Source organism: Paenibacillus kobensis NBRC 15729 (assembly GCF_004000825.1).
Taxonomy (GTDB): Bacteria; Bacillota; Bacilli; order Paenibacillales; family Paenibacillaceae; genus Paenibacillus_T; species Paenibacillus_T kobensis.
Genome location: NZ_BILZ01000002.1, coordinates 50,004 through 75,205 on the forward strand (window position 1 = coordinate 50,004; position 25,202 = coordinate 75,205).

26 protein-coding genes and 1 other annotated feature are annotated in these 25,202 nt (G+C 51.4%); of the genes, 6 read left to right on the forward strand and 20 right to left on the reverse strand.

The window, feature by feature from the left end; all coding sequences use genetic code 11:
• Positions 1-349: 349 nt before the first annotated feature.
• From PKO01S_RS01845 to PKO01S_RS28635, 3 genes are read right to left on the reverse strand one after another with little or no spacing between them, the layout of a single operon-like run.
• On the reverse strand, positions 350-715 hold the full coding sequence (locus tag PKO01S_RS01845; protein ID WP_127529591.1) for a hypothetical protein: 366 nt from the start codon (positions 713-715) through the stop codon (positions 350-352).
• 16 nt (positions 716-731) lie between these two features.
• On the reverse strand, positions 732-1,250 hold the full coding sequence (locus PKO01S_RS01850) for a GNAT family N-acetyltransferase (protein WP_127529592.1): 519 nt from the start codon (positions 1,248-1,250) through the stop codon (positions 732-734).
• Between the two features lie 24 nt (positions 1,251-1,274).
• Positions 1,275-1,442, reverse strand: coding sequence for a hypothetical protein (locus tag PKO01S_RS28635; RefSeq protein WP_164779431.1), 168 nt, complete (start codon positions 1,440-1,442; stop codon positions 1,275-1,277).
• Between the two features lie 218 nt (positions 1,443-1,660).
• On the opposite strand from PKO01S_RS28635, the gene mraY reads away from it, so the two are divergent.
• The gene (gene mraY, locus PKO01S_RS01855) at positions 1,661-2,596 is read left to right on the forward strand and encodes a phospho-N-acetylmuramoyl-pentapeptide-transferase (protein WP_246070410.1); all 936 of its coding nucleotides are present in this window, start codon (positions 1,661-1,663) and stop codon (positions 2,594-2,596) included.
• Between the two features lie 81 nt (positions 2,597-2,677).
• Here mraY and PKO01S_RS01860 read toward each other — a convergent pair whose 3' ends face one another.
• From PKO01S_RS01860 to adhE, 9 genes are all read right to left on the reverse strand, one after another.
• Complete coding sequence (locus PKO01S_RS01860) at positions 2,678-3,451, reverse strand: M23 family metallopeptidase (RefSeq protein ID WP_127529594.1); 774 nt, start codon at positions 3,449-3,451, stop codon at positions 2,678-2,680.
• Positions 3,452-3,781: 330 nt separating this feature from the next.
• The gene (locus PKO01S_RS01865) at positions 3,782-4,030 is read right to left on the reverse strand and encodes a hypothetical protein (protein WP_127529595.1); all 249 of its coding nucleotides are present in this window, start codon (positions 4,028-4,030) and stop codon (positions 3,782-3,784) included.
• Between the two features lie 808 nt (positions 4,031-4,838).
• On the reverse strand, positions 4,839-5,285 hold the full coding sequence (locus PKO01S_RS01870) for a GNAT family N-acetyltransferase (RefSeq protein WP_127529596.1): 447 nt from the start codon (positions 5,283-5,285) through the stop codon (positions 4,839-4,841).
• A gap of 93 nt (positions 5,286-5,378) precedes the next feature.
• Entirely contained in the window at positions 5,379-5,969 is a 591-nt protein-coding gene (locus PKO01S_RS01875; protein ID WP_127529597.1) for a 5' nucleotidase, NT5C type, read from the reverse strand.
• A gap of 15 nt (positions 5,970-5,984) precedes the next feature.
• Positions 5,985-6,932: an aminoglycoside phosphotransferase family protein gene (locus PKO01S_RS01880; RefSeq protein WP_127529598.1), complete on the reverse strand. Its 948-nt coding sequence runs from the start codon at positions 6,930-6,932 to the stop codon at positions 5,985-5,987.
• A 529-nt stretch (positions 6,933-7,461) separates the two neighbouring features.
• The gene (locus PKO01S_RS01885) at positions 7,462-8,016 is read right to left on the reverse strand and encodes a hemerythrin domain-containing protein (protein ID WP_164779432.1); all 555 of its coding nucleotides are present in this window, start codon (positions 8,014-8,016) and stop codon (positions 7,462-7,464) included.
• Positions 7,997-8,770 (reverse strand): pyruvate formate-lyase-activating protein, encoded by a 774-nt coding sequence (gene pflA / locus PKO01S_RS01890; RefSeq protein ID WP_127529600.1) that lies wholly within the window; start codon positions 8,768-8,770, stop codon positions 7,997-7,999. Before pflA ends, PKO01S_RS01885 begins: the two co-directional genes overlap by 20 nt.
• A gap of 34 nt (positions 8,771-8,804) precedes the next feature.
• Positions 8,805-11,060, reverse strand: a complete 2,256-nt coding sequence (pflB, locus tag PKO01S_RS01895; protein WP_127529601.1) for a formate C-acetyltransferase — start codon at positions 11,058-11,060, stop codon at positions 8,805-8,807.
• 35 nt (positions 11,061-11,095) lie between these two features.
• The gene (adhE, locus tag PKO01S_RS01900) at positions 11,096-13,705 is read right to left on the reverse strand and encodes a bifunctional acetaldehyde-CoA/alcohol dehydrogenase (protein ID WP_127529602.1); all 2,610 of its coding nucleotides are present in this window, start codon (positions 13,703-13,705) and stop codon (positions 11,096-11,098) included.
• A gap of 229 nt (positions 13,706-13,934) precedes the next feature.
• On the opposite strand from adhE, the gene PKO01S_RS01905 reads away from it, so the two are divergent.
• Positions 13,935-14,654, forward strand: a complete 720-nt coding sequence (locus PKO01S_RS01905) for a Crp/Fnr family transcriptional regulator (RefSeq protein WP_127529603.1) — start codon at positions 13,935-13,937, stop codon at positions 14,652-14,654.
• A gap of 119 nt (positions 14,655-14,773) precedes the next feature.
• Complete coding sequence (locus tag PKO01S_RS01910) at positions 14,774-15,601, forward strand: nucleotidyltransferase domain-containing protein (protein WP_127529604.1); 828 nt, start codon at positions 14,774-14,776, stop codon at positions 15,599-15,601.
• Here the strand turns inward: PKO01S_RS01910 and PKO01S_RS01915 are convergent.
• Both PKO01S_RS01915 and PKO01S_RS01920 read right to left on the reverse strand, forming a co-directional pair.
• The gene (locus tag PKO01S_RS01915) at positions 15,570-16,121 is read right to left on the reverse strand and encodes a GNAT family N-acetyltransferase (RefSeq protein ID WP_127529605.1); all 552 of its coding nucleotides are present in this window, start codon (positions 16,119-16,121) and stop codon (positions 15,570-15,572) included. The two genes, PKO01S_RS01910 and PKO01S_RS01915, sit on opposite strands and share 32 nt — an antisense overlap.
• A 95-nt stretch (positions 16,122-16,216) precedes the next feature.
• Positions 16,217-17,683, reverse strand: coding sequence for a GNAT family N-acetyltransferase (locus PKO01S_RS01920; protein ID WP_164779433.1), 1,467 nt, complete (start codon positions 17,681-17,683; stop codon positions 16,217-16,219).
• A gap of 354 nt (positions 17,684-18,037) precedes the next feature.
• Between PKO01S_RS01920 and PKO01S_RS01925 the strand changes: the two genes are divergently transcribed.
• Positions 18,038-18,646 (forward strand): transglutaminase-like domain-containing protein, encoded by a 609-nt coding sequence (locus PKO01S_RS01925; protein ID WP_127529607.1) that lies wholly within the window; start codon positions 18,038-18,040, stop codon positions 18,644-18,646.
• On the opposite strand, the gene tyrS is transcribed toward PKO01S_RS01925, so the two are convergent.
• From tyrS to PKO01S_RS01935, 3 genes are all read right to left on the reverse strand, one after another.
• The gene (gene tyrS / locus PKO01S_RS01930) at positions 18,641-19,906 is read right to left on the reverse strand and encodes a tyrosine--tRNA ligase (RefSeq protein ID WP_127529608.1); all 1,266 of its coding nucleotides are present in this window, start codon (positions 19,904-19,906) and stop codon (positions 18,641-18,643) included. The two genes, PKO01S_RS01925 and tyrS, sit on opposite strands and share 6 nt — an antisense overlap.
• Before the next feature lie 54 nt (positions 19,907-19,960).
• Positions 19,961-20,205, reverse strand: a binding site (T-box leader).
• 76 nt (positions 20,206-20,281) lie between these two features.
• Positions 20,282-20,422 carry a hypothetical protein gene (locus PKO01S_RS28640; protein ID WP_164779434.1) on the reverse strand — a complete coding sequence of 47 codons (141 nt, stop codon included), beginning with the start codon at positions 20,420-20,422 and terminating at the stop codon, positions 20,282-20,284.
• A gap of 112 nt (positions 20,423-20,534) precedes the next feature.
• Complete coding sequence (locus PKO01S_RS01935) at positions 20,535-21,191, reverse strand: glycerol-3-phosphate acyltransferase (RefSeq protein WP_127529609.1); 657 nt, start codon at positions 21,189-21,191, stop codon at positions 20,535-20,537.
• A 241-nt stretch (positions 21,192-21,432) separates the two neighbouring features.
• Between PKO01S_RS01935 and PKO01S_RS01940 the strand changes: the two genes are divergently transcribed.
• Both PKO01S_RS01940 and PKO01S_RS01945 read left to right on the forward strand, forming a co-directional pair.
• Positions 21,433-22,341, forward strand: coding sequence for an amidoligase family protein (locus tag PKO01S_RS01940; RefSeq protein ID WP_164779435.1), 909 nt, complete (start codon positions 21,433-21,435; stop codon positions 22,339-22,341).
• 432 nt (positions 22,342-22,773) lie between these two features.
• On the forward strand, positions 22,774-23,598 hold the full coding sequence (locus PKO01S_RS01945) for a class I SAM-dependent methyltransferase (RefSeq protein ID WP_127529611.1): 825 nt from the start codon (positions 22,774-22,776) through the stop codon (positions 23,596-23,598).
• Positions 23,599-23,663: 65 nt separating this feature from the next.
• Here PKO01S_RS01945 and PKO01S_RS01950 read toward each other — a convergent pair whose 3' ends face one another.
• From PKO01S_RS01950 to PKO01S_RS01960, 3 genes are read right to left on the reverse strand one after another with little or no spacing between them, the layout of a single operon-like run.
• A complete protein-coding gene (locus PKO01S_RS01950; protein WP_127529612.1) occupies positions 23,664-24,176 on the reverse strand; it encodes a DinB family protein in 513 nt (170 codons plus the stop codon).
• On the reverse strand, positions 24,173-24,604 hold the full coding sequence (locus PKO01S_RS01955; RefSeq protein WP_127529613.1) for an SRPBCC family protein: 432 nt from the start codon (positions 24,602-24,604) through the stop codon (positions 24,173-24,175). Before PKO01S_RS01955 ends, PKO01S_RS01950 begins: the two co-directional genes overlap by 4 nt.
• Positions 24,601-25,107 (reverse strand): MerR family transcriptional regulator, encoded by a 507-nt coding sequence (locus PKO01S_RS01960; RefSeq protein ID WP_127529614.1) that lies wholly within the window; start codon positions 25,105-25,107, stop codon positions 24,601-24,603. Before PKO01S_RS01960 ends, PKO01S_RS01955 begins: the two co-directional genes overlap by 4 nt.
• Positions 25,108-25,202 lie beyond the last annotated feature (95 nt).

Consider the following 25,202-nt stretch of genomic DNA (forward strand, 5'->3'; position numbering starts at 1 on the left):
TTCGGAGCTCATTCATTACCACCAAGTAAGGTCCATTGCAGACAACGTGACCACACTTAGAGCAGGCTACGGTCACGCACCACCCCGAACAGCACTAACAAAAGCACCATTCGTCTCCGCGCCATCTTGATCCTCACTCACTCCTCGTCATGCATAAAATCATTCCGATATACATCTCTTCAATGGAAGCTTAAAATCCCAATAAATGTATGTGATTAATTTCACAATAGTAGAGGAGCCGATAACCTACGATTTATCAACAAAGCAAATTCAATTTCGATCAAGGCTATCTAGATTACAAGCATCAAGTTCAGAGAGAACTGGGCATTATTTGAAGGTATCGTCCCGCTCATACAATATTCTTCCGGCCTCGCCAATCCAAATGATCTTGCCATCCGTCGGGTCGCCCGTACTGTACAACGTCGCGAACGCCTCGTAGTCCGTCTGCCGGCAGGAGGCGGCCCGCCTTGCAGTCCAGCCATCCGAACTTCATCATCGGCTCCATATCGGTGTTCTCTTGCGTTGGTCGATACGTATGCCCGCTCCATTCGAAATTCGTTGGCTGCACTTCGCATGTTTGTACCTCTTCCGCAACGGTATCCGCTCCTGGCTTCGAGCCCGTGTCCGAGGAGCAAGCCGCAAGTCCAATGATAAGCGCCGCCATTACAATACCATGTACGATCAGCCTCTTCATCTCTCGGACCGCTCCTCTCATATGGACACTTCTCCCATCATCCGCCGAAAAATACCGCCGGATACACAAGCTCGCCTTGTATATCGTTCAGCGCGCCATCTCTTAGCTCCAGCACCATGAACACGTCGTCTGATGCAGGGAACTGCTTCAGTTCCAAGCCGAACGGCCTTGCCGGCCGGAAGCCAAATTTCGGATAATACGAAGGGTGGCCAATCAGCAGCACCAATGGAACTTGCAGCACCTGGCACCGCTTCATCCCTTCCTCTATCAGCAACCGCCCGATACCCTGCTTTTGCAGTCGGGGCGACACGGCGATCGGTGCCAGCACAATGACTTCATGCTTCGTATTTTCATTCACAACATCGGCTTTGCTGAGCAGCAAATGCCCGACGATCTCACCATTCTGCTCCGCCACAATGGACAACTCTGGCACGAACCGGTCAGACCTTCGAATTCGGTTCACAAGTTCGGCTTCGTCATCGCGGTTGCCGAATGCTTCATAATTGAGCTGGAGAACCAGCTCGTAATCTTGTTGCAACTCTGTTCTAATATTCAAACGCCAACCACCTTACAAATGTTTTTAGCGTGGCTGCTTCTTATTCGGCAGGAACATCATGATCAACGAGACCAACATAATGAGCCCGGCTGCCGAGAAGAAAATAATTTGCCATGTCTTCGTTACTTGGAACAAAAGGTATACACATGCTGCAATCGCAAGGCTGCGAGAAATAAGTTTATATCCGAACAATATGAACAACTCCTGATTCATAATTTGTAGATGTGCTGCGTTCGCAGCCTATCTCATCGTACCACATACGCGTACGTTGGGCGAACGGTTGCAACATTTATTCTACTATTATCGTCCATTACGAAAGGAATAATATCCCATAACATTGAATTTCCAGTTATCCCATCCTTCACTACACAGAAAGCGGTGCATCCATCATCATGCTCGGAATCGTCGGAATGTCTGGTCTATCGTTCGTGCTAGTTGCTTTATTCACGCCTATGCTAATCTGGACACTGCGCACCCTGAAGCTGACGCAGCCAATTCGTGCGGAGCTCCCGCCGGACCATCAAGCCAAGCGCGGCACACCGCTCATGGCTGGACTTGTTCTGCTGATCGGGGCTGCTTCTTCCTTCCTTTTTCAATCCAGTTCGCTCATGATTCTGCTGTGCGTTACCTTCCTGCTATTCAGCTCGATCGGCTTCATGGACGATATGAAGAAAGCGGCATGGCAGGACCCCGCAGGCATTTCCGGTAAAATGAAGCTTGTGCTCCAGTTCGCCTTTACAGGCGGTCTGCTGTACGTACTGTTCGACTCCTTCGGACTGACAAGCGACTTCATTCTGATAGGCGGCTATGAGTGGCATCTGCCTATCTTTGTATACGTCGCGATCATGCTGCTGCTTATTGTCGGCTCGGCGAACGCAATTAATTTCACGGATGGATTGGACGGACTGCTCATCCATGTGTCTATTCCGACCTATCTGTTCTTCTTCCTGATCTCAGACAGAACGGAAGTACGTACGTTCTCGCTTGTCATGATCGGCTGCTTGCTCGGCCTGTACCTCTATAACAAATATCCGGCCCGCGCATTCATGGGCGACACCGGCTCCCTTGCGATTGGCGGTTCATTATCCTTTCTGGCCGTTATCGAAAAGGTCGAGATCCTGATCCCGCTTCTATTCCTCGTCTACATGGCGGAGAAGCTGTCGGTTATCTTGCAGGTCATTTACTATAAACGCACCAAGAAACGAATTTTCCGCATGACACCTATTCATTACCACTTCAGCATCCAATATGGCTGGAGCGAGAACAAGATCGTCGCCGTATTCGCCTCCGTATCATGGTTGGCAGCTCTAGTGTGCTGGCTGCTGGCAGAGTACGTGCTGCAATAAACGACTAAAGGGCCAACGCCAGCGCGGATCCGCGACCTTGGCGTTAGCCCTTTTTTAATACGATGTCATTATTACATTTCCTCAGCTTTTCTTTCTTATTCTCGGAGCTGGAGATTTTCCTCCTCCAAGATATCTACGTCCCCTTGCTGGTGACGACACCCTCGTTACCTTGCCCGTACGTTTTAATTGCGGTGGTTGTGTTGGTTTGGTCCGTGATCGTGCTGCCCTTGATTTATTAATAGATAGAGGAGCCTGGGTACCTCTGTTTTCCCAGCTTGCACCATTCCAGAACCAATATCTCCCCTGAAAGAATGCCCATCCTGTCCAAGCCCCAGTCGTTAGGCTTAATTGATAGCTCACTCCGTTAGAAAGCGCACCTGTCCATCCTAACCAAGGCTTTCCGTTAACAAAGTAGTACAATGTTCCATTGGGTTGCTGCCACCAGCCGTTATAATTAGAAGGAACAAGACCCTTCATCGTCCAATCGCATGTCCCATTCTGCGAAAAATTACTATCATTTGCATTCGGAGAAAATCTAGCAAAATGAACATGAGGTCCGGTTGTATTCCCTGAATTATCCACGTTGCCAAGCCAAGTTCCCGGTTGGACGGTAGAACCGATTCTCAATGCAAAATTTGGGTAAACATGAGCGTAAAGCGTGTAGTACCCGTCACTGCCTTTAACGGCTATACCATGCGCTTCAGGACATAAAGTTGCGGGATTCCGGTTATCATAACACGTCGTGGTTCTATTCAGATAAACCACTGTACCCGCCTCTACAGCATACACAGGTGTGCCCGTTCCAATAAAACCTGTTATGACTCCGTTACTGACTTGCATCACTTGCCATTTCATCGTTAGGAATCCTATGTCTCTGGCACCGGGGTGACTGGCGCTGCATACAGACCCTGTTACATAAACAGGTAGCGACGTGTTAAATGGAGTACGTTGATATTCATGAGGCAATCTACTTGTCCTCCTTTAGGGAATCTAGTAGATATGTTATTGCTAGAATAGCTTTTATGCTTGTACAAACGTTTATTGCGGCATGTCCAATTTTTGCAGAAACGCAAAAAGAGCATCTTCCCCAGTTATTTTCTGGAGTCCGATGCTCTTTATTTTCCTTCGCCTGCATTTGATAAGTTACCGAGCGACTTCTATAATCCCGTGAGTGGCCCACATAGTTCAGAATCTCTTTTTTAATTTAAATATTAAGATTTCAATTAGACTAAACACTAATCCACTCATTGCACCAATCCAATAAAAATCATACATTTCATTCGAAAAATACATTTCTATTCCATGTTCAGGCTCTGTTAATAAAGTAATAAGTATTGTTACTACTACTCCTCCTGCCACGTGGCTGATCACATACATTGCATGATTCGATTTATTTTTAGATAGTCCAAAATATCTTGCAATTATTGCAGACATCGGGATACCACCGAATAAATATAATAAGAAGAACATTATAATTCCAAAAACAAACATCCCCATAATATCATCAGGAAAAAATATGATTGAACATACAAGCGACATCACAATGATAGAAATAAAAGCCGAAAATAACTTTCTTAGAATTGTATCTTTCAGTAATCTCTCGCCCTTTCCCGACTGTATTAGTTCAGGAGATTATTAATGAAATACCCAATAGAATCTTTTCGTTGCTGTGATTTATAAAATATTTAATCGAATACGTTGCTTGCGTACTGAGTTTTGTTTTCCTATATAAGTAGTAAGTTTCATCCTCTTTATCCGTGTATATTTTGTATGGTAAGACACTCTTACTTATTCTGGCTCCGTCAGACAGGTTGTAGCTTGTAACTTTGATAATGTCCGGGCTTAATTTGTTTGATTTGTAATGATTGTAATCGGTTTGAATTTGATACCCCATTGATATAGACATTAAGCATAAACATATAATAATAACGATTCCCGCAATTCGAAAACCATTCATTGCTATCCAAGCTTTAAAACTTCTCCTCGTCTTATACGCCTTAATCTTATAGTGGATGATAAACATGGTCAGAACCAATAACATCAAGATGAATACAACAGGAAATTGAAAATACGAATGATAAAGATAATGAGCAAAGTAAGACCCTTGGCTGCTCCCGTTACAAAAAATTGATAGGGTAAATTTAACACCCAACCAACTTATTAATATTACGAACTCAATAATTAGAAACCACATTATGCGTCTCCAGTTCTAATGAAGTTTAAGCGAATTCTACCTGTTACTTCAAACCTTGAACTCCTTTATGTAATTCTTCTGGTCTTTCGTAAATAAATACCCCCGTTTTTCGTAAAACTTGTGAGCTTGTATTCGACTCGGATGAGTGAGCAGTTTCATCCCTGAATAACCATGGTTACGGCCCCACTCTTCAAGATGACTGATTAGACTGCTTCCTATGCCCTGATTTCTATGACTCTCACTAACCACAAATCCTAGAACGTTTATTAATGATTCCGAGAAAAGCAATTCATACGGGCTTCCATGAATATACCCCAACACCTCGTTGTCTTGTTCATATACGAAGACCCTATCTATATCTTTTCTAATAATGGTCTCCAGTTTTTCTTTTACCCTCGTTTCAGAATATTGCTCGAGTTGGGGGTTGAATTCTTTATTTAACAAGAACACGTGAACATAGTCCTTTACTTCGACTCTCCTAACCAAGCTACCCATTAGTTCCTCCCGAGTCTAGTGATAGGGTGATCTCTCAACTATCAAAACACTTTAGCTTAAAACTAAACCGTAAACTTGAACAAAAGCAGCCAATCATTCACTGACTGGCTGCCACGATAATGGTCTGTCAAATGCCGATAACGCATCAACACGGTTCTTCACTTCGGTCCAATCGGCGGCTCGGTACACGAACTCACTGGATTCGACATGCCGGTTATACGACTGGTCGAACAGGATGATTGGCTTGCGCGCGCGTGCGAACGGCTCGGCGTATTGCGGACCATCATCGATCAACAGATCGACGTTCGTATCGATACAGTATTGAAGCTTATTTACCGTACACACCATATTGTCGAATGTGAACTGATGCCGCTTCAGCCAATCGATCGACACATCGCGGTAACGCGCCGGACGCGCCGTAATAAACGAGATTTGATGCTCGCCCGACAGCTGTCGTATCCTCTCTGCCGCCAACGGCAACGGCTCCGAATGCCAATGAATGTCATGTCCGTACTGCTGATACACCTCTTCCATCTTGTCGGTATCCCAGCCATACGCTTTATAAATATAATAGCTCTTCACATCTGCCGCCGTTAAAGAAAGGCCGGACGCTAGATTATAGTAACGCAAGAAGATGTCTGTCGCATCCAGAACGGTATTATCCAAATCCACTCCGATATGCACCGCTTGTCCCCCGTTTCAGCCTCGCTTGTAATTCCGGTACCAATTCGGAACAACGGAATCGAAGTTGTCATGATCGCCCATCACTTTGCGTACCTTGTCCATCATGATGCCTAGCTCCTCCGGCTTCACTTTCAAAATCCATACCACCGAAGCTACGAGATTCATCGCGGAATATAACGAGAACAGCTGCCAGAACAGCTCGTCCGGCTCTGACTGTTCATGATAAGCATCCATTATTCCGACGCTGAACGGGATGCTGATCTCCGCGCTGAACATCCCCGTCTTCAGAAAATCATGTACCGGATCGCCCCAGTCGTACCGGTTGAAATCGATCACGCCCGACAGCTTCCCGTCCTTCATGATTAAGTTGCTTACATGAAAGTCATCATGCTGAAACCGGTTCGGTCTGTCTTTCATGAGCGGCAGATGATGGTCAATAAACGCAAACAACTTGTCGTCGCCCTCAATGGCAGCGCCGCATGCCGCATAGTCCTCGCGGTAACGGCGATGCTTCGCGAGCATGCGCGATTCCCAATCGGCCACGGACGAATCCGGGCATTGGACTTGATGCATTCGCCGCAATTCCAAGCCGGCCTGCACGCCTGCTTCATACTGCTCCCGCTCCGACAGCAGGGGCAGTTCATCCGCCGCATCGTTCCCATCGACGCAGGATACGACCATATAGCCAAGCTGACGTTCCGGCAGCTCACCGATTTCAACCGGACGCGAACAGGCGACGCCCTGTGCTTCCATCATCGCCAGCACATTGAACTCCCTGCGCTTCGCCGCTTCCTGCTCCAAGCTGTACGTCCGCAGCACGTACACCGTCCCGTCCTGATGCTTCAGCCAAAATTTAAGATCGCTCGAGTAGCCTTTATAGATAGGCTCAATCAACACGCATTCCCGCAGCAGCGGGCTTTCGTTAAGCAGCCAATCATACTCCCAGTTCTCCGCAAGTGTCATCGTATCCCTGCCCGTCATGGTAGAATGAGGTACATAAACAGAAAGCCACTCCAATTGGAGTGGTTCGTCTGATATATCCATTCTTCTGATGTATGCCAATCTATTGAAGCAACCAAGTGACTTGAATAGACAGCTGCTCCTGCTCCTGCTCCTGCTCCTGCTCCTGCTCCTGCTCCTGCTCCTGCCCCTGCTCCGACCCTGACGAATCGTCTTCATTGCACTTTATACAATCATATCAATTCCAATGAGTCTATATCGGCTGCATGGTTGTATTTCATACAATACAAACAAGTCACAATCGCCGAACAATGCGATTTCGGACCATAAACAGCCCTATCCTGTTGTACGAAATACAATGAACAAGACAATTCGTTACAAACCATCCATTCTCATTGTACACAATGCAACGAAGCCCCGCCGCCGCCCTTCAATCATCACCGACTATCCTACTGAAAAAACATGCAATGGATCGCCAACTGTTTGGCTAATTATAACAAATCTATCGATGCCTGCAAGTCATTCTATAGGTCTATGAGAAAAAATAATCGAGATCCGTCAGCACCTTATCGGTCATCGGCAGCACCAGTTCCTCTTCCATCGTGAAGTGGTCATTAAAAATAAGACAAGCTTGAACCAAATGCGCGGCCGCCTCCGACGCGCAGCTTCGGCCTGTACAGTCGCATGCACAGCCTGCCATCTGGCTAATCGCCTCATGGAAAGATTGAATGAACGAAATGCCAAGCTGATATTCCTTCTCCAGCACCCAGAACGATGGCCGGATCGTCGGCGACGAATCATGATGATAATACGCTAACAACAGCGGATACAGCTCTGTCTGCTCCCATGCCGCATGCCGTTCCAAATCCATCACGAATTGCTCCAGCTGGTCTTCCAGCTGCAAGACCAACTGCTTGCTTGCGGCCGGATCTTCGATCAGCATCGCTTCCTTCGCATACATCTCCACCATGCGGATCTGATGCCGAAGCAGCCGATGCTCCTGCCTGATCCGGCTCTCCAATAAAGTCAGCTCATCCGGGTTCGATAAAGCCAGTTCGACATGCCGGCTAGTTGACGTTGCCTCCATACGCAGTTCCTCCTGCATTCACATTGTGCGAATCGTTGCCGATTCCCTGCTCGATTAGCATCCTGGCCCGGCTTACTTCGCGGTCGGTCGGCACCGGACATTGCTCAAGCGGGTACGCCTTGCCAAGCTGCTGCCACTTATAGACACCCATTCGATGGTAAGGAAGCAGTTCGAACTTGCTTACGTTCGTCAGCGATCCGATGAACTCGCCGAGCGCGAGCAGATCGGCAGCGTCGTCCGTCCAGCCTGGTACGAGTACATGCCGAATCCAGACCGGAATGTTCAATACGTCCAAATAATAGGCGAACCGGATCATCCGGTCGTTCGGCTGGCTTGTAAGCGCCAGATGCTTCTGCGCATTCATCTGCTTCAGATCAAGCAGCACGAGATCGGTTACCTCGAGCAACTGCTGCGCATGGCTCGGCTCGCAGAAGCCGTTCGAATCGAGCGCCGTATGCAGTCCCCATCGCCGCTTGCACTCCGCGAACAGACGGGCCACGAAGGGAGCCTGCAGCGTCGGCTCCCCTCCCGTCACTGTAATGCCTCCGCCTGAGCGGCGGTAATATTCCAGATAAGGCTCGATCTCGGCCAATATTTCCTCCACGTCCATCGCCCGGCCCGCGTTCGTCTCCCAAGTGTCCGGGTTATGGCAGTACAAACATTGAAGCGCGCAGCCCTGCATGAACAGGACGAAGCGTATGCCCGGCCCGTCTACAGTGCCGAACGTATCGAAGGAATGGATGCGTCCTTTCATCGGTCTGCACCTCTTTCTCGTAAATATCCTGACGTTATATCGTTCCGTGGAACGTACGGTTAATGACGTCAAGCTGCTGCTCTCGCGTCAGCTTGATGAAGTTGACCGCATAGCCCGACACGCGGATCGTCAACTGCGGGTACTTCTCTGGATGTTCCATCGCGTCCATGAGCTGTGCCCGGTCGAACACATTCACGTTCAGATGATGGCCTCCGCCAGCCATATAGCCGTCCAGCAGAGCGACAAGATTCGAAATTCGTGCCTCTTCTTCGCGGCCAAGCGCCTTCGGCACGATCGAGAATGTGTTCGAGATGCCGTCCTGGCAGCTCTCGTATGGAATCTTCGCGACGGAAGCAAGCGAAGCAAGCGCTCCTTTGCGGTCGCGTCCATGCATCGGATTAGCACCCGGCGCGAACGGTTCGCCTGCTTTGCGGCCATCCGGCGTTGTTCCTGTCTTTTTGCCGTACACGACATTCGACGTTATCGTCAGCACTGACATTGTCGGCACCGAGCCGCGGTACGTAGGATGCTTGCTGATTTTGTTCATGAACGCTTCCGTTACTTCAACTGCAATGGCATCGACCCGCTCATCGTTGTTGCCGTACTGCGGATATTCTCCCTCGATCACGAAATCGACGGCGATTCCTTTCTCGTTCCGAACCGGACGAACTTTCGCGTATTTGATCGCGCTGAGCGAATCGGCAACGACGGACAAGCCTGCAATGCCGGTCGCCATCGTCCGGATAATATCGCGGTCGTGCAGCGCCATCTCCAGCCGCTCGTAGCAATATTTGTCGTGCATATAATGGATGACGTTGAGCGTGTTCACGTAGAGCCTCGCCAGCCATTCCGTCACGATATCGAACTTGCCCATCACTTCCTCATAATTCAGAACATCCGCTGTAATCGGTGCAATCGCCGGTCCAACTTGGATGCCCAGCTTCTCGTCGACGCCGCCGTTAATCGCATAGAGCAGCGCCTTCGCCAGGTTCGCCCGTGCGCCAAAGAATTGCATCTGCTTGCCGATTCTCATCGCCGATACGCAGCACGCAATACCATAATCATCGCCGTGGTAAGGTCTCATCAGATCGTCGTTCTCATATTGGATCGAGCTCGTCTCCGCCGACACTTTAGCACAGAAGGCTTTGAATCCTTCCGGCAACTGGGTTGACCACAGCACCGTCAAGTTCGGCTCCGGCGCAGGACCAAGATTGTACAGCGTATGGAGGAAGCGGAACGAGTTCTTCGTCACGCGCGCCCTGCCGTCCAGCCCCATGCCCCCAATCGACTCCGTCACCCAGGTCGGATCGCCGCTGAACAACTCGTTGTAATCGGGAGTGCGAAGGAACTTAACGAGCCGAAGCTTCATGACAAGATGGTCGATCAGCTCCTGTGCCTCCTGCTCCGTGAGCGTTCCTTCCTGAAGATCGCGCTCGATGTAGATATCAAGGAAAGTCGATACGCGTCCGAGGCTCATCGCCGCGCCGTTCTGCTCTTTAATAGCCCCAAGGTAGGCAAAATAGAGCCACTGCACCGCCTCGGCCGCATTCGTTGCCGGGCCGCTAATATCGTATCCGTACGCCGACGCCATCTGTTTCAGTTCGCCCAAGCTGCGAATTTGCTCCGCCAACTCCTCGCGAAGACGGATCACGTCCTCCGTAATCGAATCGACCTCCAACTGCAGCAGATCGATTTGTTTTTCCTCAATCAATCGGTTCACGCCATACAGTGGAGCCCGCCGATAGTCGCCAATAATGCGGCCGCGTCCGTATGCATCCGGTAAGCCGGTAATGATGGCTGCCTTGCGTGCCGTCCGCATCTCGTTCGTATAAGCATCGAACACGCCTTGGTTATGCGTCTTGCGGATCGAAGTGAACAAGTCCGCGAGCTCCTGCGGCAGTTGATAGCCGTAAGCCTCGCAAGCATCCTGCACCATCCGAATGCCGCCGAACGGCTGAACCGAGCGCTTCAGCGGAGCATCGGTCTGCAAGCCGACGATTTTCTCCTTGCCCTGGTCAATGTAGCCCGGTGCATGGGACGTTATCGTCGAGACGGTATCGACGTCGATATCGAGCACGCCGCCATTCGCTCTCTCTTGATCCAACAATTCGCGTACAAGGAACCACAGCTCTGTCGTCGCGCCGGTCGGACCTTCGAGGAACGAATGATCGCCTGCATACACCGTCATATTTTTGCCGATAAAATCGTTCACGTCGATGTGGTTCATCCACTTGCCCCGTGCGAATCCTCTCCAACCGCTAGCCTTCAATTCCGTTTGTTCGATCGCCATAACAAGCTGCACCTCCTATTAATTGAAGCAAGAGACTATTCGAATCTTCCGTAAAAGGCGTCGCGGTACACCTCGGCCAGCTCCTTGACGAGCGGCATGCGCGGGTTCGCGGTCGTGCACTGATCCTCGAACGCCCGGTCAGCCAAGTAGTCGACCTTCGCCTCGAACTGCGCCGGCGCGAAGCCGAGATCCTGGAACTTCTCCGGTATGCCGAGAACCTTGTTCAGCTTCCGCACCGCTTCGATCAAGCTGCGGACGCCTTCCTCCGTCGTTCTCGCAGGCAGTCCGAGCATTCGCGCGATTTCGGCATACCGCTGGTCGGCAATAAAATGATCGTATTTCGGGAACGAAGTAAACTTCGTCGGCTGCTGCGCATTGTACCGAATGACATGCGGCATAAGAATTGCATTCGTCCGGCCGTGCGCCGTATGATATTCGCCGCCCCACTTGTGTGCCAGCGAGTGATTGATCCCCAGGAACGCGTTCGCGAAAGCCATGCCGGCAATCGTCGATGCGTTGTGCATTTTCTCGCGTGCCGCCGGGTCGGCTGTCGTATACGACTTCTCCAAGTTGTCGAACACGAGCTGGATCGCCTTCATCGCGAGGCCGTCCGAGTAGTCGTTCGCCATGACCGAGACGTATGCTTCAATTGCATGCGTCAATACGTCCATGCCGGTGTCGGCGACCGCCGTCTGCGGCAGGCTATATACATAATCCGGGTCGATGATCGCGACATCCGGCGTCAGCTCGTAATCGGCAAGCGGATATTTCGTATTGCCTTTCAGCTTGTCGGTAATGACAGCGAACGACGTCACTTCCGAGCCGGTGCCCGATGTCGTCGGTATGGCAACGAACTTCGCTTTGCGGCCAAGACGCGGATATTTGTACACCCGTTTGCGGATGTCCATGAACTTCTGCTTCAAGGCGTCAAAGCTCGTATCCGGATATTCATAGAACAGCCACATCGCCTTGGCCGCATCCATCGGCGATCCGCCGCCGAGGGCAATAATGCAGTCCGGCTTGAATCCCGCCATCTGCGCCCGTCCGCGCTCGACCGTATCGACCGACGGGTCCGGCTCGACATCCGAGAACACTTCGATCGCGACCGGAAGATGCCGCTTGCGGAGATAATATTCAACCCTTTCGACGTAGCCGAGCTTCACCATCATCGGATCGGTGACGATCATGACGCGCGTAATGTCCGGCATTTTCTCCAGATACTGCGTCGCGCCTTTCTCGAAATAGATTTTCGGCGGAATCTTGAACCACTGCATATTGACGGTCCGGTAAGCGACCCGCTTCATATTCAGCAGGTTCACCGCGCTTACGTTGGATGTCGTCGAGTTGTGCCCGTAAGATCCGCACCCGAGCGTCAGCGAAGGCAGATTCGTATTATAGATGTCGCCGATCGCGCCGTGCGTCGACGGCGAGTTCACGATGACGCGCCCCGTCTGCAGCCGGCTCGCGAATTGCTCGATGACGTCATCATTCTGCGAATGAATGACGGACGAGTGACCCATGCCGCCGAATTTGACCACTTCGACCGCTCGGTTAATGCCTTGCTCTGCATTTTTCACCTTATAGCAAGCCAACACTGGACTCAGCTTCTCCGCCGACAGCGGGTAAGCATCGCCGACGCCTGCCAGCTCTGCCACAAGTATTTTCGTGTCGGAAGGGACAGTGATTCCTGCCATCTGTGCGATGGAAGCTGCTGATTGGCCGACGATGACGGCGTTGACCGCGCATTTCTCTGGATTAATAACGAGCTTAGATACCGCCTCCGTCTCGTCTTTGTTCAAGAAGTAACAGCCTTGCTCCGTCAACAGCCGCCTAACTTCGGCGTAGACTGGTTCTTCGATAATGACCGCTTGCTCAGAAGCACAGATCATGCCGTTGTCGAAAGTCTTGGACAGAATCAAATCATTGACTGCTTGCGGTACGTTCGCCGTCCGTTCAATGAAGCAAGGCACGTTGCCGGGACCGACGCCGAGCGCCGGCTTGCCGGTGCTGTACGCCGCCTTCACCATTGAAGAGCCGCCGGTTGCCAGCACGAGCGCAACGTCCGGGTGATTCATCAGCTGCTGCGTCGCTTCAACGGACGGATGCTCGATCCATTGAATGCAGCCAGCCGGCGCGCCTGCTTCGACAGCTGCTGTCAATAGCGCTTCCGCTGCGGCGGCGCTCGATTGCTGCGCGGATGGGTGGAACGCGAAGATGATCGGGTTGCGCGTCTTCGTCGCGATTAACGCTTTGAACATCGTCGTGGACGTCGGATTCGTTACCGGCGTAACGCCGGCAATGACGCCGACCGGCTCCGCAACGAGCTGGTAGTTCTCGTATGCATTTTCCTCAATGATGCCGACCGTCTTGATATTCTTAATGCTGTGGTATACATATTCCGTTGCGAACAAGTTTTTCGTTATTTTGTCTTCGTAGACGCCGCGTCCGGTTTCCTCGACTGCCAGCTTCGCCAGCGCCATATGCCGGTCGACGCCGGCTAGCGCCATCGCCTGCACGATCCGGTCTACTTGCGCTTGATCAAGCTTCATGAACTGCTGCTGTGCCTGCTTCGCTCTTGCGACCAACGACTGAACTTCATCCTGTACGGTTAGCTTGACGACAACCTCTTCTTCTCTCATTGCCATGCTCCATCCGCTCCCTCGTTATGAAAATGTTGCCGCATAAGTGTGTTTCATCTACATTTAGCTTAAACCCTCGGAGTCGGCGCCACTATGATTTACATCACAGCAGCGAGCCTATATATCCGAACGATTTGTGAATCGATTCACAACCTAGTGTGATCTAAATCACATCCAACGTTTGGTACGCGTACTATAATAGTAGTAAGTCGTAAGAATTGGAGTGGTTAACCGAATGAGTGCTAAACCACAAAGCAGCGAGATCAACGTCCGGAACACGGAATGTTTCTCAGCCGACAGCTTAGCGAAGCTTAAGCAAATTATGTATGAGACGAAAGCTTCCAGCGGATCGTTCCTGTTTCGTGAAGGTGAAACAGCCGATAAGCTGTACTTCATTCGCAGCGGCAGAATCAAGATTACGAAGTCGACGGACGAAGGCCGGCAGTTTATTTTATACATGTATCAAGAGGGCGATATGTTCGGACAGGTGGACCCTTTCCGGCAATCGACTCAAGTGTTTAATGCAGAAGTGATCGAAGACAGCGTGATCGGGGTCATTCGGCAGAAGGATCTGGAGGCGCTGCTGTGGCAAAATGGGGATTTGGCGGTCGAGTTCATGAAGTGGATGGGACTCGTCCACAGGATGACGCAGACGAAATTCCGCGATCTGATGATGTTCGGGAAGCACGGCGCGCTATGCTCCCTGCTCATCCGGCTCGGCAATACGTACGGCGTAGAGACGAACGGCCATATCGTCATTACGAAGTCGCACACGAACACGGAGCTTGCCGATATGATCGGCGCGACGAGGGAAAGCGTCAACCGGATGCTGAGCGAATTCCGCAAGGTCGACGCCATCGCAATCGAGCACGGACGGATTATGATCAAGGACTTGCAATATCTCCGGGACATTTGCCATTGCGAAGGCTGCCCGAAAGATATTTGCCGGATGTAAAATGAAACGGATGAGCGGGCTGCTCATCCGTTTTTTTGTTGCAGAACACGATATATCGGGTATAAGTTAACGATGGAGGAAGCTGGAACTGCATTAGGTAAGGAGAAAGGAGCTATTCCATGCTGCCGCTTACAGTAGAAGAAACGATGCAGGCGCTATGTCTTGCGTTAAGGTTGAACGGTTCAAATCTTGTGTCCGTATACCTCTATGGCTCTGTTGCACTAGGAGATTATATTGAAGGGTCCAGCGATATTGATTTCATTGCGGTCTTGAAGGAAGCTCCTTCTGCAACCGGCGTCCAGTCCATTGCAGCCGCTCATGAACAGGTTGCCAATCAATTTCCGCAAATCGATATTATGGGCTCCTACGTGCTTGAGAGCGATCTTTACCAACCTGACAGCCATATTCAGGCGTTATTAACCTACTACGACAAGCAGCTTCACACCGATGGCTGCGGTTCCGATCTTAATCCGGTTACTTGGTGGATCGTTAAACATCACGGCATTCGAGTGTACGGACCGGTACTGCCTCTGAATGTTGAAGCCGATATGCGAACCGTGGTCGAATACGTCATCCAGAACTTAAATACCTATTGGGCGGGCTGGGTCGACCGGTTAGAACATCAATTGGCTTCGGGGAACATGACGGACCATACAGATGCAACGGCACAGCTAGACGAAGCCGTCGAATGGTGCACGCTGGGCATGCTGCGTCAGCTCTATACGATCCAAGCGCATGATATTAAGAGCAAAATCGAGGCAGGCCATTATGGCATCACCATCATTCCGCCAAGGTGGCATGAACTTATCTATGAAGCGATTCATATCAAACGCCGTCAGCCCGAACGTTATTATCATTCCAATGAACAGCGGCTAACCGACCTTGTCGCGCTTCTTCGGTATATTCAATTGGAGGCTAATCGGGCTTATGAAGCCTTCCCATCATAACCGTGTTGTAGTACTTTCCGTCGGAGAGAAGCTTGTCATTCTTCAGAACGCCTTCGATTTCGAATCCGAACTTCTCATACAATCGAATGGCCTTGTCATTCGTTTCCAATACGCTTAACGCTATTTTCTTCACACCGTTTGAATCCGCCCATGCAATAGATTCCCGCAGCAGGTTCGATCCGACGGCATATCCCCAATATTGCTGCAGTACGCATACGCCGAATTCAACCTTGTGGGCAAGCCGTTTCAATCGGCTCCCTTCGCATCTTGAGAATCCGACGATACGTCCGGCCGCTTCTGCAACGAGAAACAGATTTCGGCCAGCCGAGCTGTCCGACTCGATCATGCGCGCAAACCCGGCCGGATCGATGAATCCCTCTCCCCGCTCCCGGTCCATATTTTCGGTCTCGCCATCGATCTGCAATCTGACGCCGGACAATTGCTGCGCGTCCTCTGCCGATGCGGACCGAATGACATAGCTCATCCCCCGAATGGCATACTCCCGCGGACTAATGATCATGTTCCGTCCCTCCTTGTTGATTCTAATGAGCGAACGAAGGGCCGCTTCCCGCAGCGGTCGATCCGCCCGGAAAGCAAGCCCTGTTCTGCTTCTGATTATTTCACTGCCGACTTCTCCATGTAGGCTTTCAACAGTTCCTCCACGGCGATGCCGTTAATCGTCATCCCGGCCACGTCGCACTGCTCAATATGAACACCAGACAGCTGGCTGTCTCGAATGACGCTTCCGGACAAGTCGCAGCGCTCGAATACGGCCGGCTGCCGGCTCGTCCCAAGATGCGTGTCATGGAAGCGGACACCGTCCATCGCGGCGAATCCGATCTCACTGCCGGTAAGCCGCAAGTCCGCCATCAGCATATTCGTCAAATTCAAGTTCGTCCACCGGGTCCCGCTCAGATTGCAGTCCGTTATTCGGCTGTCCTGCAGCGTGCAATTCATATAGAAGCCGCCGGACAGATCCACGTTATAAAATTCCGAATCCGGCATGCTGCAGTTGATCACGGCTGCTCCGGACATCGAACCGGTCACCTGCAACGTTTCGCCCGGCGCCTCCGCATCCGGTGCACTTCCCGTCATCACCTTCTCGTACGCGAATTCCCATTCGGATTCATGCGTCCGGACGAAGCCCGCTTTCTCATAGAAGCGATGGTTGTGCAGCTGCTTGCCCGACGTCTCCAGCTTCCATACTTGCACGCGTGGGAATTGCTTCTCGACAAAGCAAAGCGCCAGTGATCCGAACCCTCTGCCTTGATAGTCCGGGTCAATGAACAATTTATCGACTCTGCCATGCCTGCCCGAGACGTTCACGCTGATCGCTCCGACCGCCTTGCCGGCGAATACCATGACGTAATAAGGCCATTCCTGAATCACATATCGCTGCATCGCAGCTGATTCATAGCCCGGCGGACGCAAATTCGCATCCGGCTCTTCATCATCCCGAAGCCATATGCGCTGCTCACGGTCGAACGTTCTTACCATCATTTCCTTGAGCGTCTCGGCATCCTCCAGCCGCGCCCGCCGGAAGCGCAGCTTCTCGTCGTCCAGTTCGAAATATTCGTATGGCTCACCGTCGGACAATACGGTCTGCTCGATGTGCCGGAATCCCGCTCTATTCAATACTGCGCTTGATGCATGATTGTACAGCTTCACGATCGCGACGATTCGTGCAAGCTCCGTATGCTCGAACATATACGAGCAGATCGCCTCGACCGCCGCCGTCATATAGCCTCGGCCGCGATAATCCCGCGACAAAGCATAGGCGACCTCTCTCGCTTCCGGCTTCAGCATGTCATTCGGGAATACGCCGCACCATCCGATCAGCCGGTTGTCCAACGTATGCTCGACGGCCAGCAGCACTCTTACATCTGCCGGATCGAACGAGTCATAACTGCCGGTAACGAAGTTCAGGAAGGAATCCAACTGCTCCTCCGTCATGTTCCAATCCGGCAGCAGATCGGTAATTTCGGTCTGCCTCGTCAGCTCGTACAGCGCTTGATAATCTTCTCTAGTAAAATTCCGCAGACGGATCGATTCCGACGCTTCAATTGTAAATTGACGACTCATAGGATGAGCACCTCTATCAGATAGATTTGGAGTGGAACAAGAAACGGAGTGCCTCCAAGTAGGCACTCCGCATGTCATTTAACCTGTACGCGTCGTTCCGGCAATGGATCAAGGACACTATTCCGTCGTCTGTTCATCATCTATCGATGTGCGAGTGCCCTTCGTCCATTACTTACGATCTGGCATAGGTTAAATTCCCCTTCCTCTACAAATCTTTCCTCATTGTATGCGATCGTCCAAAAGTTGTAAAGCATTTGGCAATCCATTTCACGATCAAAAAAAGGATTGCATATTTATTCGTAATATTGCATAATTCAATAAAAATCTTCCAACTGAAATGAAGGAGAGTGCTTGATGATACTCCAATTCGAATCAGACCATCTGAACGATTATTTGTCGGAATCCAGCGAGATCGATTACTCCAATGCCGCCATTGCCGCGCTCGCGGACGAACTTTACGAAGGGGGCCGTTCCGAGCTGGCATACATCCAAGCCGCCTTCGAGTATGTGCGGGACCGCGTTGCGCATTCATGGGATATTCAAGGTTCGCGGGTGACTTGCGCCGCATCTGACGTTCTGCATTACGGTGAGGGCATATGCTACGCGAAATCTCATCTGCTATGCGCTTTGTTGCGCAACAAAGGCATTCCGGCCGGCATCTGCTACCAACGGCTGACCCTTGGCGATACGCCGGATACCGGCCACGTCATTCACGCGTTGAATGCCGTGTATATCAGCAGCTTGAACACGTGGATTCGGCTGGATGCCCGGGGCAACAAGGCCGGCGTAGATGCTCAGTTCTCAACCGAAGAAGAGCGGCTCGCGTTCTCGATTCGCGATCATTATGGCGAGATCGACTATCGGGTGGTCCACGCCGCTCCTCATCCCTCTACGATTGCTGTTCTGAAGCGGTATACGGATGTGCTGGACATGTATTTGAACCGTCTGCCGGAGCAATTATAGGGCAAGCTTAATTCTCGCGATTTTTCTTTTGCCAACCTGCACAATATCGCCATCGGCAAGCTGGAGCCGTTCGTTCGGATCATCCAGCTTGCGGTCGTTCACTTTGACGGCGCCCTGCGTTACATGGCGTCTCGCTTCGCTGCTCGATGCGGCAAAGCCAAGTTGAACAAGCAGCTTGGAAACTGTCATCCCGCCATCCTCAAGCAAGCCGCCGCCTACCTCGAAATCCGCGATTTCATCCGGCAAAGCCCGCTTCTGGAACACGGTAATAAAATGCTGTTCCGCTTGCTCTGCTGCTTCCTCGCCGTGATACATGCGCACATACTGCTTCGCAAGGGCGATCTTCGCATCGCGGGGATGAACGGTTTCATCCTCCAGACCGCGCTTCAACTGCTGAAGCTCCTCATTCGATATGTCAGTGGTCAACTCATAGTACTTCACCATGAGACGGTCGGGAATCGACATCGTTTTGCCGAACATTTCATTAGGCGATTCGTCAATGCCGATGTAGTTGCCGAGACTTTTGCTCATTTTGTTCGTGCCGTCGAGCCCTTCGAGCAGCGGCATCAAGATGGCAGCTTGGCTGCTCTCGAAATCATATGCGCCCTGCAGCGTACGGCCCATCAGAATGTTGAACGTCTGGTCCGTCCCTCCAAGTTCAATATCGCTTTCCAATACGACGGAATCGTAGCCTTGCATAAGCGGGTAAAAAAATTCATGAATATGAATCGGAAGGTTGCTCGTGTAACGCTTGGCGAAATCGTCGCGCTCCAGCATCCGTGCGACCGTCAGCTTGGAAGCCAATTGCAGCACGTCTTCGAAGTTCAGCTTCGACAGCCACTCCGAATTGAAATAAAATTTCGTTTTCGCCGGATCGAGTATTTTGAACAACTGGGCTTCGTACGTTGCGGCATTGCGGCGGACATCTTCCTCCGACAGCTGCTTGCGCGTCTCCGACTTGCCAGTCGGATCGCCGATCCGCCCCGTGAAATCACCGATAATAAGCTGCACTTCATGGCCAAGCTCCTGAAATTGTCTTAGCTTATGCAGGACGACCGTGTGTCCGATATGAATGTCCGGTGCCGATGGATCGAGCCCGAGCTTCACTTTGAGCGGCTTGCCCGTCAAGACGGATTGCGCAAGCTTCGCAGCGAGCGTCGCCTCCGGCACAATGTCAGCGGCTCCTCTTCGGAGAATGGCAAGCTGACGCTCCGCTTCGTGCTTCTGTTCTTCGGTTAGTTGCTGTTTATCTGCTATCATTTGTTATACCTCCTGTCGAACTGTCCCATACAAAAAAGACAGCACTTCATCCCATGAAGGGACGAGAATGCTGTCTCGCGGTACCACCCTAGTTAAAGAAGCTTGCCGCTTCTTTCGCTCCATTGTTATAACGGCATCGTGAATGCCGGGTCAAGGCTACTTGCGGCTCGCGCGCGCCGGTTCGCCTTTCCTGCTCCGGATCGTACTTCAGGATCAAGACTGCACCGGTTCGCACCAACCACCGGCTCTCTGCTGCAGCGCCCCTCATCCTTACTGCCGGTCCTGATCAAGGACCGAATCCATCATCGCTTTATCCGATATTTGATTTTCATCATTTAATCACATCGGTATGGCCTTGTCAAACGCCGTTTTCTGTTATTTGCGAGCCACGATCATAAACCGCTTCGAGTTCGTCTTGATTCCTTTGCCCGTACGATTGTCTTGAATGAACTGGGCCAATCTAGCAAAATCATCTTCCGACTCCCCGAAATTCGGCACGATCGGCGTGTGTTTCAACAGGAATAAAAGATCCTCATGCGAGCGGTAATACTCCGTTGCATCGTACTCGGAGCAGCGGATCTCGCGGAAGCCTGCAGCCGTAAGCTCATCTAGATAACGCTTCGAGCGTCTACCGGTTTCCTAGCCCAAGCTTGTTGAACAATCGTTGCCGAATGCCGAGCAGATTCTCTTCCTTGCGTATGAGCCGGATGATGTTGGGCCAATGCGCCACGACAGCCAGCAGCAGATAAGTCCACACGAACAGCTGCGTCCACCAATAATCATAGCTCACCGTATAACCGATCGTCTGGACGGCGAAGAAGGCGATAGCGAACACCGACATCCGGTCCACGATGACAAGGAACAGCAGCCCCGCCAACAATACGATGAGCGTAAATAATGGATTCAGCACGACAAATACGCCGATTCCGGAAGCGAATCCTTTGCCTCCCTTGAATCGCTGCAAGACCGGATAATTATGTCCGATAATGACGGCAAGCCCCGCCAGGTAACCTGCCAGCATTCCGGCTTCGCTGCCTGCGGCTTCAATCATGACGAGCTTGCTGGCAATGACGCACACGAGCGCTTTCGCGAAATCGAGGAGCAGCGTTACGGCCCCGTACTTGAGTCCGAATGCGCGAGTCATATTCGTCGTGCCCGGATTGCGGCTTCCCAATTGCCGGATATCTTGCCGAATGAACCGTTTCGAAAGAAAGATTGCTGCGCTAAAGTTGCCTATCAGATAACTGGTTACGGCAATAAGCGGATAAGCCCACCACTGTTCCATCCTATTTCATCAGACTCCTTCTAGTAGAAAGGTGTATAATATAGGCAATTCTACCACCTGGATGATTGATATAGAAGTAATATTTCTACCGTTGAAACCCGATTCTAACCAACTCCACTGAATAGGAGGAACAACCGTGCCTGTAATAAAAGTTCCCCGTTAAGCCCGTGCACCGCCTCACCCGGTTCACGCGATTCACGCGACAACCATGACATCATTACGAATCCGGGAGGCTAATACGATGACCAACCCTAATAAAATCGACTGGACAGAGCTTCAATTCGGCGTGGAGATTGAATTCGTCGGCGGCACGCCGAAGGAGATCGAACTTCTGCCAGACTGGGTGATGTCGCTGGATGAACAGCAAATAGACGATACCGGCGAGGAATCAGGCAGTGAGCTAAAGCCGCCTCCGATGAAGTGGGCGCAACGAGATCAGATTCGGCTGATGCTGGAGAGACTTCGTGCTTCGGGAGCAGCTGCGAATTGGAGCTGCGGCCTTCACGTGCATGTCGGAATTGAACTATACGGACAGCCGGCCATCCCGTCTTTTATTGATGCGGCTGTGCGAAGCCAGGATACGATGCGCGAACTGCTGCAGACGAGCGAAGACCGGCTTATCTACTGCCCTCCTATAACGGAACAGATGCGTGAACAATATCACCTCAATCCAGTAAGCGATGCCTTGCGGCATAAGGGCAGGCCTCAATCTCACCGTTGCGGGATCAATCTTGCGGCGTGGTTCGATATTGGAACGGTCGAATATCGTTATGCCAACGGCTCACTTGACGATGAAGAAGTGCTGAATACGATCGAACTGTGCTTACGCTTTACTGCTGCAATCGGCGCAGGTCAGCTATTGCCTAACGACGCACCCGAGCCGTTCGCCCGCGCACTTGGAGCACCGCTAAGCGGTTATCCGCCGATCCAGTCTGCTCCACGCTGGTATAAGGAGCGTATTTGGCTGGAAAACGCGCTTCTTCCAGCCTTAGCGCCGCTGGCCCAACGGCTCATTCCAGGCAGCGAGATTCATCACATCCTCCCATCTGCAAGCGGTCTTACTCTCGCTATTGAAGATGTAGAAGGAATCATGCACCGCTTTCAGCTTCGTCTTACGGCAGGCGAATGGGAAGTGGCTGGCCGGTTGTAGAAGTGCTGCTAGAGCTGCTCGGCAATAGGTCAGGCGGCTAATTCAGGATTAATGTCTGGCTGTACCGAACGTCATGAGAAAGCTGACGTCTGGTACAGCCTTTTTTACCTCATCAGCGTCTGCTTCAGTGCATCTTGTGCAACGAAACGATGCCCAATGGTTCAAATAGGCTTGTCTCATTGCATTTTGTACAACGCAATAACATGGAACTCAGCTGATAGGATGGGATTTAGCATCTGTGCGGTATTTTTCGTTGTATGAATGACAGTGAATGCTCCCGCTTGTAAGAGAGCGGATGTATTTCGTTGTACACAATGCAATGAAGGTTCATGACCTATCCATTTATGTCCCCCTTGAAACTTTCAGACATTACCATTCGTCAACACTATGGATATATATTACATATTCGATTGCACACTAGGAGGCTCCAGTATGAGCGCACACCGTTCGACTTATCATTTTCAAAGCTTTGACAATCGGGAAGAGGCAGAATTGCTCCGTTTGAGAGAACAAGCTTTAATGGGGTGGAACAATCAGTTCCGCACGATGGTCGGATTAGGCTTGCAAGATGGGATGAAGGTACTGGAGGTGGGCAGCGGCCCCGGATTTATTACGGAGAAGCTGCTCGAAGATCTGCCCGGAAGCGAGATAACAGCGCTGGATATCGACGAAGTGCTTCTGAATGGAGCCCGACAAAGACTAAGCCATATACCCGCTTCCAGACTTCAATGGGTTCAAGCTTCTGTATACGAAACGGGATTGCCGGAAGGCCAGTACGATATCGTTATTGCAAGATTGCTATTCCTTCACCTGCATCAGCCATTGGAAGCGGCGGCGGAATTGAAACGGGTGCTGAAGCCTGGCGGCAAACTCCTTATTGTCGATATCGATGACGGAATATTCGGCGCCGTCCATCCCGAGATCGATCTGCTGCATTCCTTGTTGTCCAAGCTCACTAAGCGGCAGGCTGCCAGCGGCGGCAACCGGCATATCGGCAGAGGTTTGCCTCGTCTGCTGACGCAAGCGGGTTTCGCCGATGTGGACATGGACGCTTGCGTCCAGCATAGCGATCTCCATGGCATCGAAGGATTCAAACGCCAGTTCGATATCGAGCGGTTCACTAGCCCGCTGAAAGCCGGGCTCATTACGGAATCCGAGTATGAACAATTATCGCGCAGCTATGCTCAATTCGTGCAATCGCCTGATGCTTATGCGATGATGATCTACCTTCTAGCCTCCGGTACGAAGCCTGAATAACGCTGCTGAATATCCAGGGCCGCTCTCGAACGAATTCGAGGCGGCCCTTTTTGCAACGGAAATGACTAATCATGTGAAGCAATACCAAGCAACCGGTCCAGCTCTGCCTTCTGGCGCAAATGATGGCGGAAATGCATGCCGGCCAGCTCAAACCACTCTCTGGCGTTCAGCCATCCGAATCCGTCATGCTTCAATTTGAGGTTCGGATTAACCGCTGCCAGCTTCGATTCCCAAGCGTTCATCCGTTCGGACACGTTCTGAAGCCCGTGTCTTATCCGTTCTATGTTACCGGAATTGTCAGGGATGCCGCCGAATCCTTCCGGCAGTTGGATGCGGATGTCCGGGAAGCCCCCTAACCGGTACAGCTCCTCGCCGAACTCCGTCTTGTCGAGCGGCTGCTCTTCTTGCAATGCCGCGCATCTCTCGGAGACGTCCAGATAATCGAGCGCCGCTAGAATCAAATGATCGTACAATTGGCTGAGCGACCATCCTCCGGAATCCGGCTTGGTGATCAGCTGCTGCAAGGAATAGCGATCCAGAGCGTCCGTGTAGATGACCATCCACTGTCCATTCTTCATAGCGCCCGGCCCAAAGCATCCAGCATCTCGTTCGTACCATGCTCTCGAATCTCCGGCGTATCCAGTCCGTCGAAGAATGCGCCTTGCTCCGTGAAGACCAGCTTCGTACCATCCTCGACCGGAATCAGCTCGATCGTTGTAATGGATACGGAAATCCGGGTATCATTCGAATCCAACGTGTACGTGTATACGATACGATGCTCGGGTACAATCTCTTGATAGACGGCATCGAACGTAAATACCGGCCCTTCCGGCGGTCCGCCGCTGCTGTACTCGCGTCCGCCTACACGGAATTCGAATTGCTCCGCTTTCGAGAACCATTGTGCTTTTGCCTCCGGATCAGACCAAGCCCGGTACACTTGCTCGGCAGACGCGGCATACGTCCGTTCCACGACGAAGGTGGCATGTTTGACGAATCGTTCACTCATTCATTATCCTCCTCTAATTCAGGCCGCTTCGCTTCCTTCGCAATAAAACTGCCCAATATGTCCAGTCGATGCTCCCAGCTTGTCTTCCGCTGGATGACCGGCTTCTCGTGACGATGTTTCATCATTTGCAGCAAATTCGTAAAATCTTCAGCTGTCAGCTGTCCTTTGCCTGCCATAAGCTTCGATGCATGCTCCAGCTGTTCGAGAAGGCGCTGCTGCTGCCTAATCTGCTCTTTTATTCGCATCTTCTGCAGGTTGACGATTTCAAGCGGACTGACCGCTCCGCCGGATAGAACATCTCTCACTTCCTCCAGCGACAGGCCTAACTCCTTCAGCGACACGATCTGATGGAGCCGTGACAGATCGGACTCGTTATACAGTCTGTGACCGGATTCCGTCTGGCCCGAGGGCGAGAATAAGCCAATCTGATCATAGAACCGAAGCGTTCTAACCGTAAGCCCCGTCAGCTTGGCAAGGTCTCCGACTTTCCATTGCTTGTCCATGGGCAGCTCCTTCATTGATCGTCAGCTATGCTTCTGTAATTCCTATTTTAGAAGATGACGTAACGTAAGGTTCAAGCTCTTTTTTTGACAAACAA

Coding starts and splice junctions, on each gene's coding strand:
- PKO01S_RS01860 (WP_127529594.1), bottom strand. CDS start 3,451: ATGAAATGGCAAGTGATGCAAGTCAGTAACGGAGTCATAACAGGTTTT.
- PKO01S_RS01880 (WP_127529598.1), bottom strand. CDS start 6,932: ATGACACTTGCGGAGAACTGGGAGTATGATTGGCTGCTTAACGAAAGC.
- mraY (WP_246070410.1), top strand. CDS start 1,661: ATGTCTGGTCTATCGTTCGTGCTAGTTGCTTTATTCACGCCTATGCTA.
- PKO01S_RS01925 (WP_127529607.1), top strand. CDS start 18,038: ATGATACTCCAATTCGAATCAGACCATCTGAACGATTATTTGTCGGAA.
- PKO01S_RS01910 (WP_127529604.1), top strand. CDS start 14,774: ATGCTGCCGCTTACAGTAGAAGAAACGATGCAGGCGCTATGTCTTGCG.
- PKO01S_RS01955 (WP_127529613.1), bottom strand. CDS start 24,604: ATGAGTGAACGATTCGTCAAACATGCCACCTTCGTCGTGGAACGGACG.
- PKO01S_RS01950 (WP_127529612.1), bottom strand. CDS start 24,176: ATGAAGAATGGACAGTGGATGGTCATCTACACGGACGCTCTGGATCGC.
- adhE (WP_127529602.1), bottom strand. CDS start 13,705: ATGGCAATGAGAGAAGAAGAGGTTGTCGTCAAGCTAACCGTACAGGAT.
- PKO01S_RS01935 (WP_127529609.1), bottom strand. CDS start 21,191: ATGGAACAGTGGTGGGCTTATCCGCTTATTGCCGTAACCAGTTATCTG.
- PKO01S_RS01940 (WP_164779435.1), top strand. CDS start 21,433: ATGACCAACCCTAATAAAATCGACTGGACAGAGCTTCAATTCGGCGTG.
- PKO01S_RS01920 (WP_164779433.1), bottom strand. CDS start 17,683: ATGAGTCGTCAATTTACAATTGAAGCGTCGGAATCGATCCGTCTGCGG.
- PKO01S_RS01915 (WP_127529605.1), bottom strand. CDS start 16,121: ATGATCATTAGTCCGCGGGAGTATGCCATTCGGGGGATGAGCTATGTC.
- tyrS (WP_127529608.1), bottom strand. CDS start 19,906: ATGATAGCAGATAAACAGCAACTAACCGAAGAACAGAAGCACGAAGCG.
- PKO01S_RS01845 (WP_127529591.1), bottom strand. CDS start 715: ATGAGAGGAGCGGTCCGAGAGATGAAGAGGCTGATCGTACATGGTATT.
- pflB (WP_127529601.1), bottom strand. CDS start 11,060: ATGGCGATCGAACAAACGGAATTGAAGGCTAGCGGTTGGAGAGGATTC.
- PKO01S_RS01865 (WP_127529595.1), bottom strand. CDS start 4,030: ATGTCTGCAATAATTGCAAGATATTTTGGACTATCTAAAAATAAATCG.
- pflA (WP_127529600.1), bottom strand. CDS start 8,770: ATGAAAGGACGCATCCATTCCTTCGATACGTTCGGCACTGTAGACGGG.
- PKO01S_RS01960 (WP_127529614.1), bottom strand. CDS start 25,107: ATGGACAAGCAATGGAAAGTCGGAGACCTTGCCAAGCTGACGGGGCTT.
- PKO01S_RS01885 (WP_164779432.1), bottom strand. CDS start 8,016: ATGGAGGCAACGTCAACTAGCCGGCATGTCGAACTGGCTTTATCGAAC.
- PKO01S_RS01905 (WP_127529603.1), top strand. CDS start 13,935: ATGAGTGCTAAACCACAAAGCAGCGAGATCAACGTCCGGAACACGGAA.
- PKO01S_RS01945 (WP_127529611.1), top strand. CDS start 22,774: ATGAGCGCACACCGTTCGACTTATCATTTTCAAAGCTTTGACAATCGG.
- PKO01S_RS01870 (WP_127529596.1), bottom strand. CDS start 5,285: ATGGGTAGCTTGGTTAGGAGAGTCGAAGTAAAGGACTATGTTCACGTG.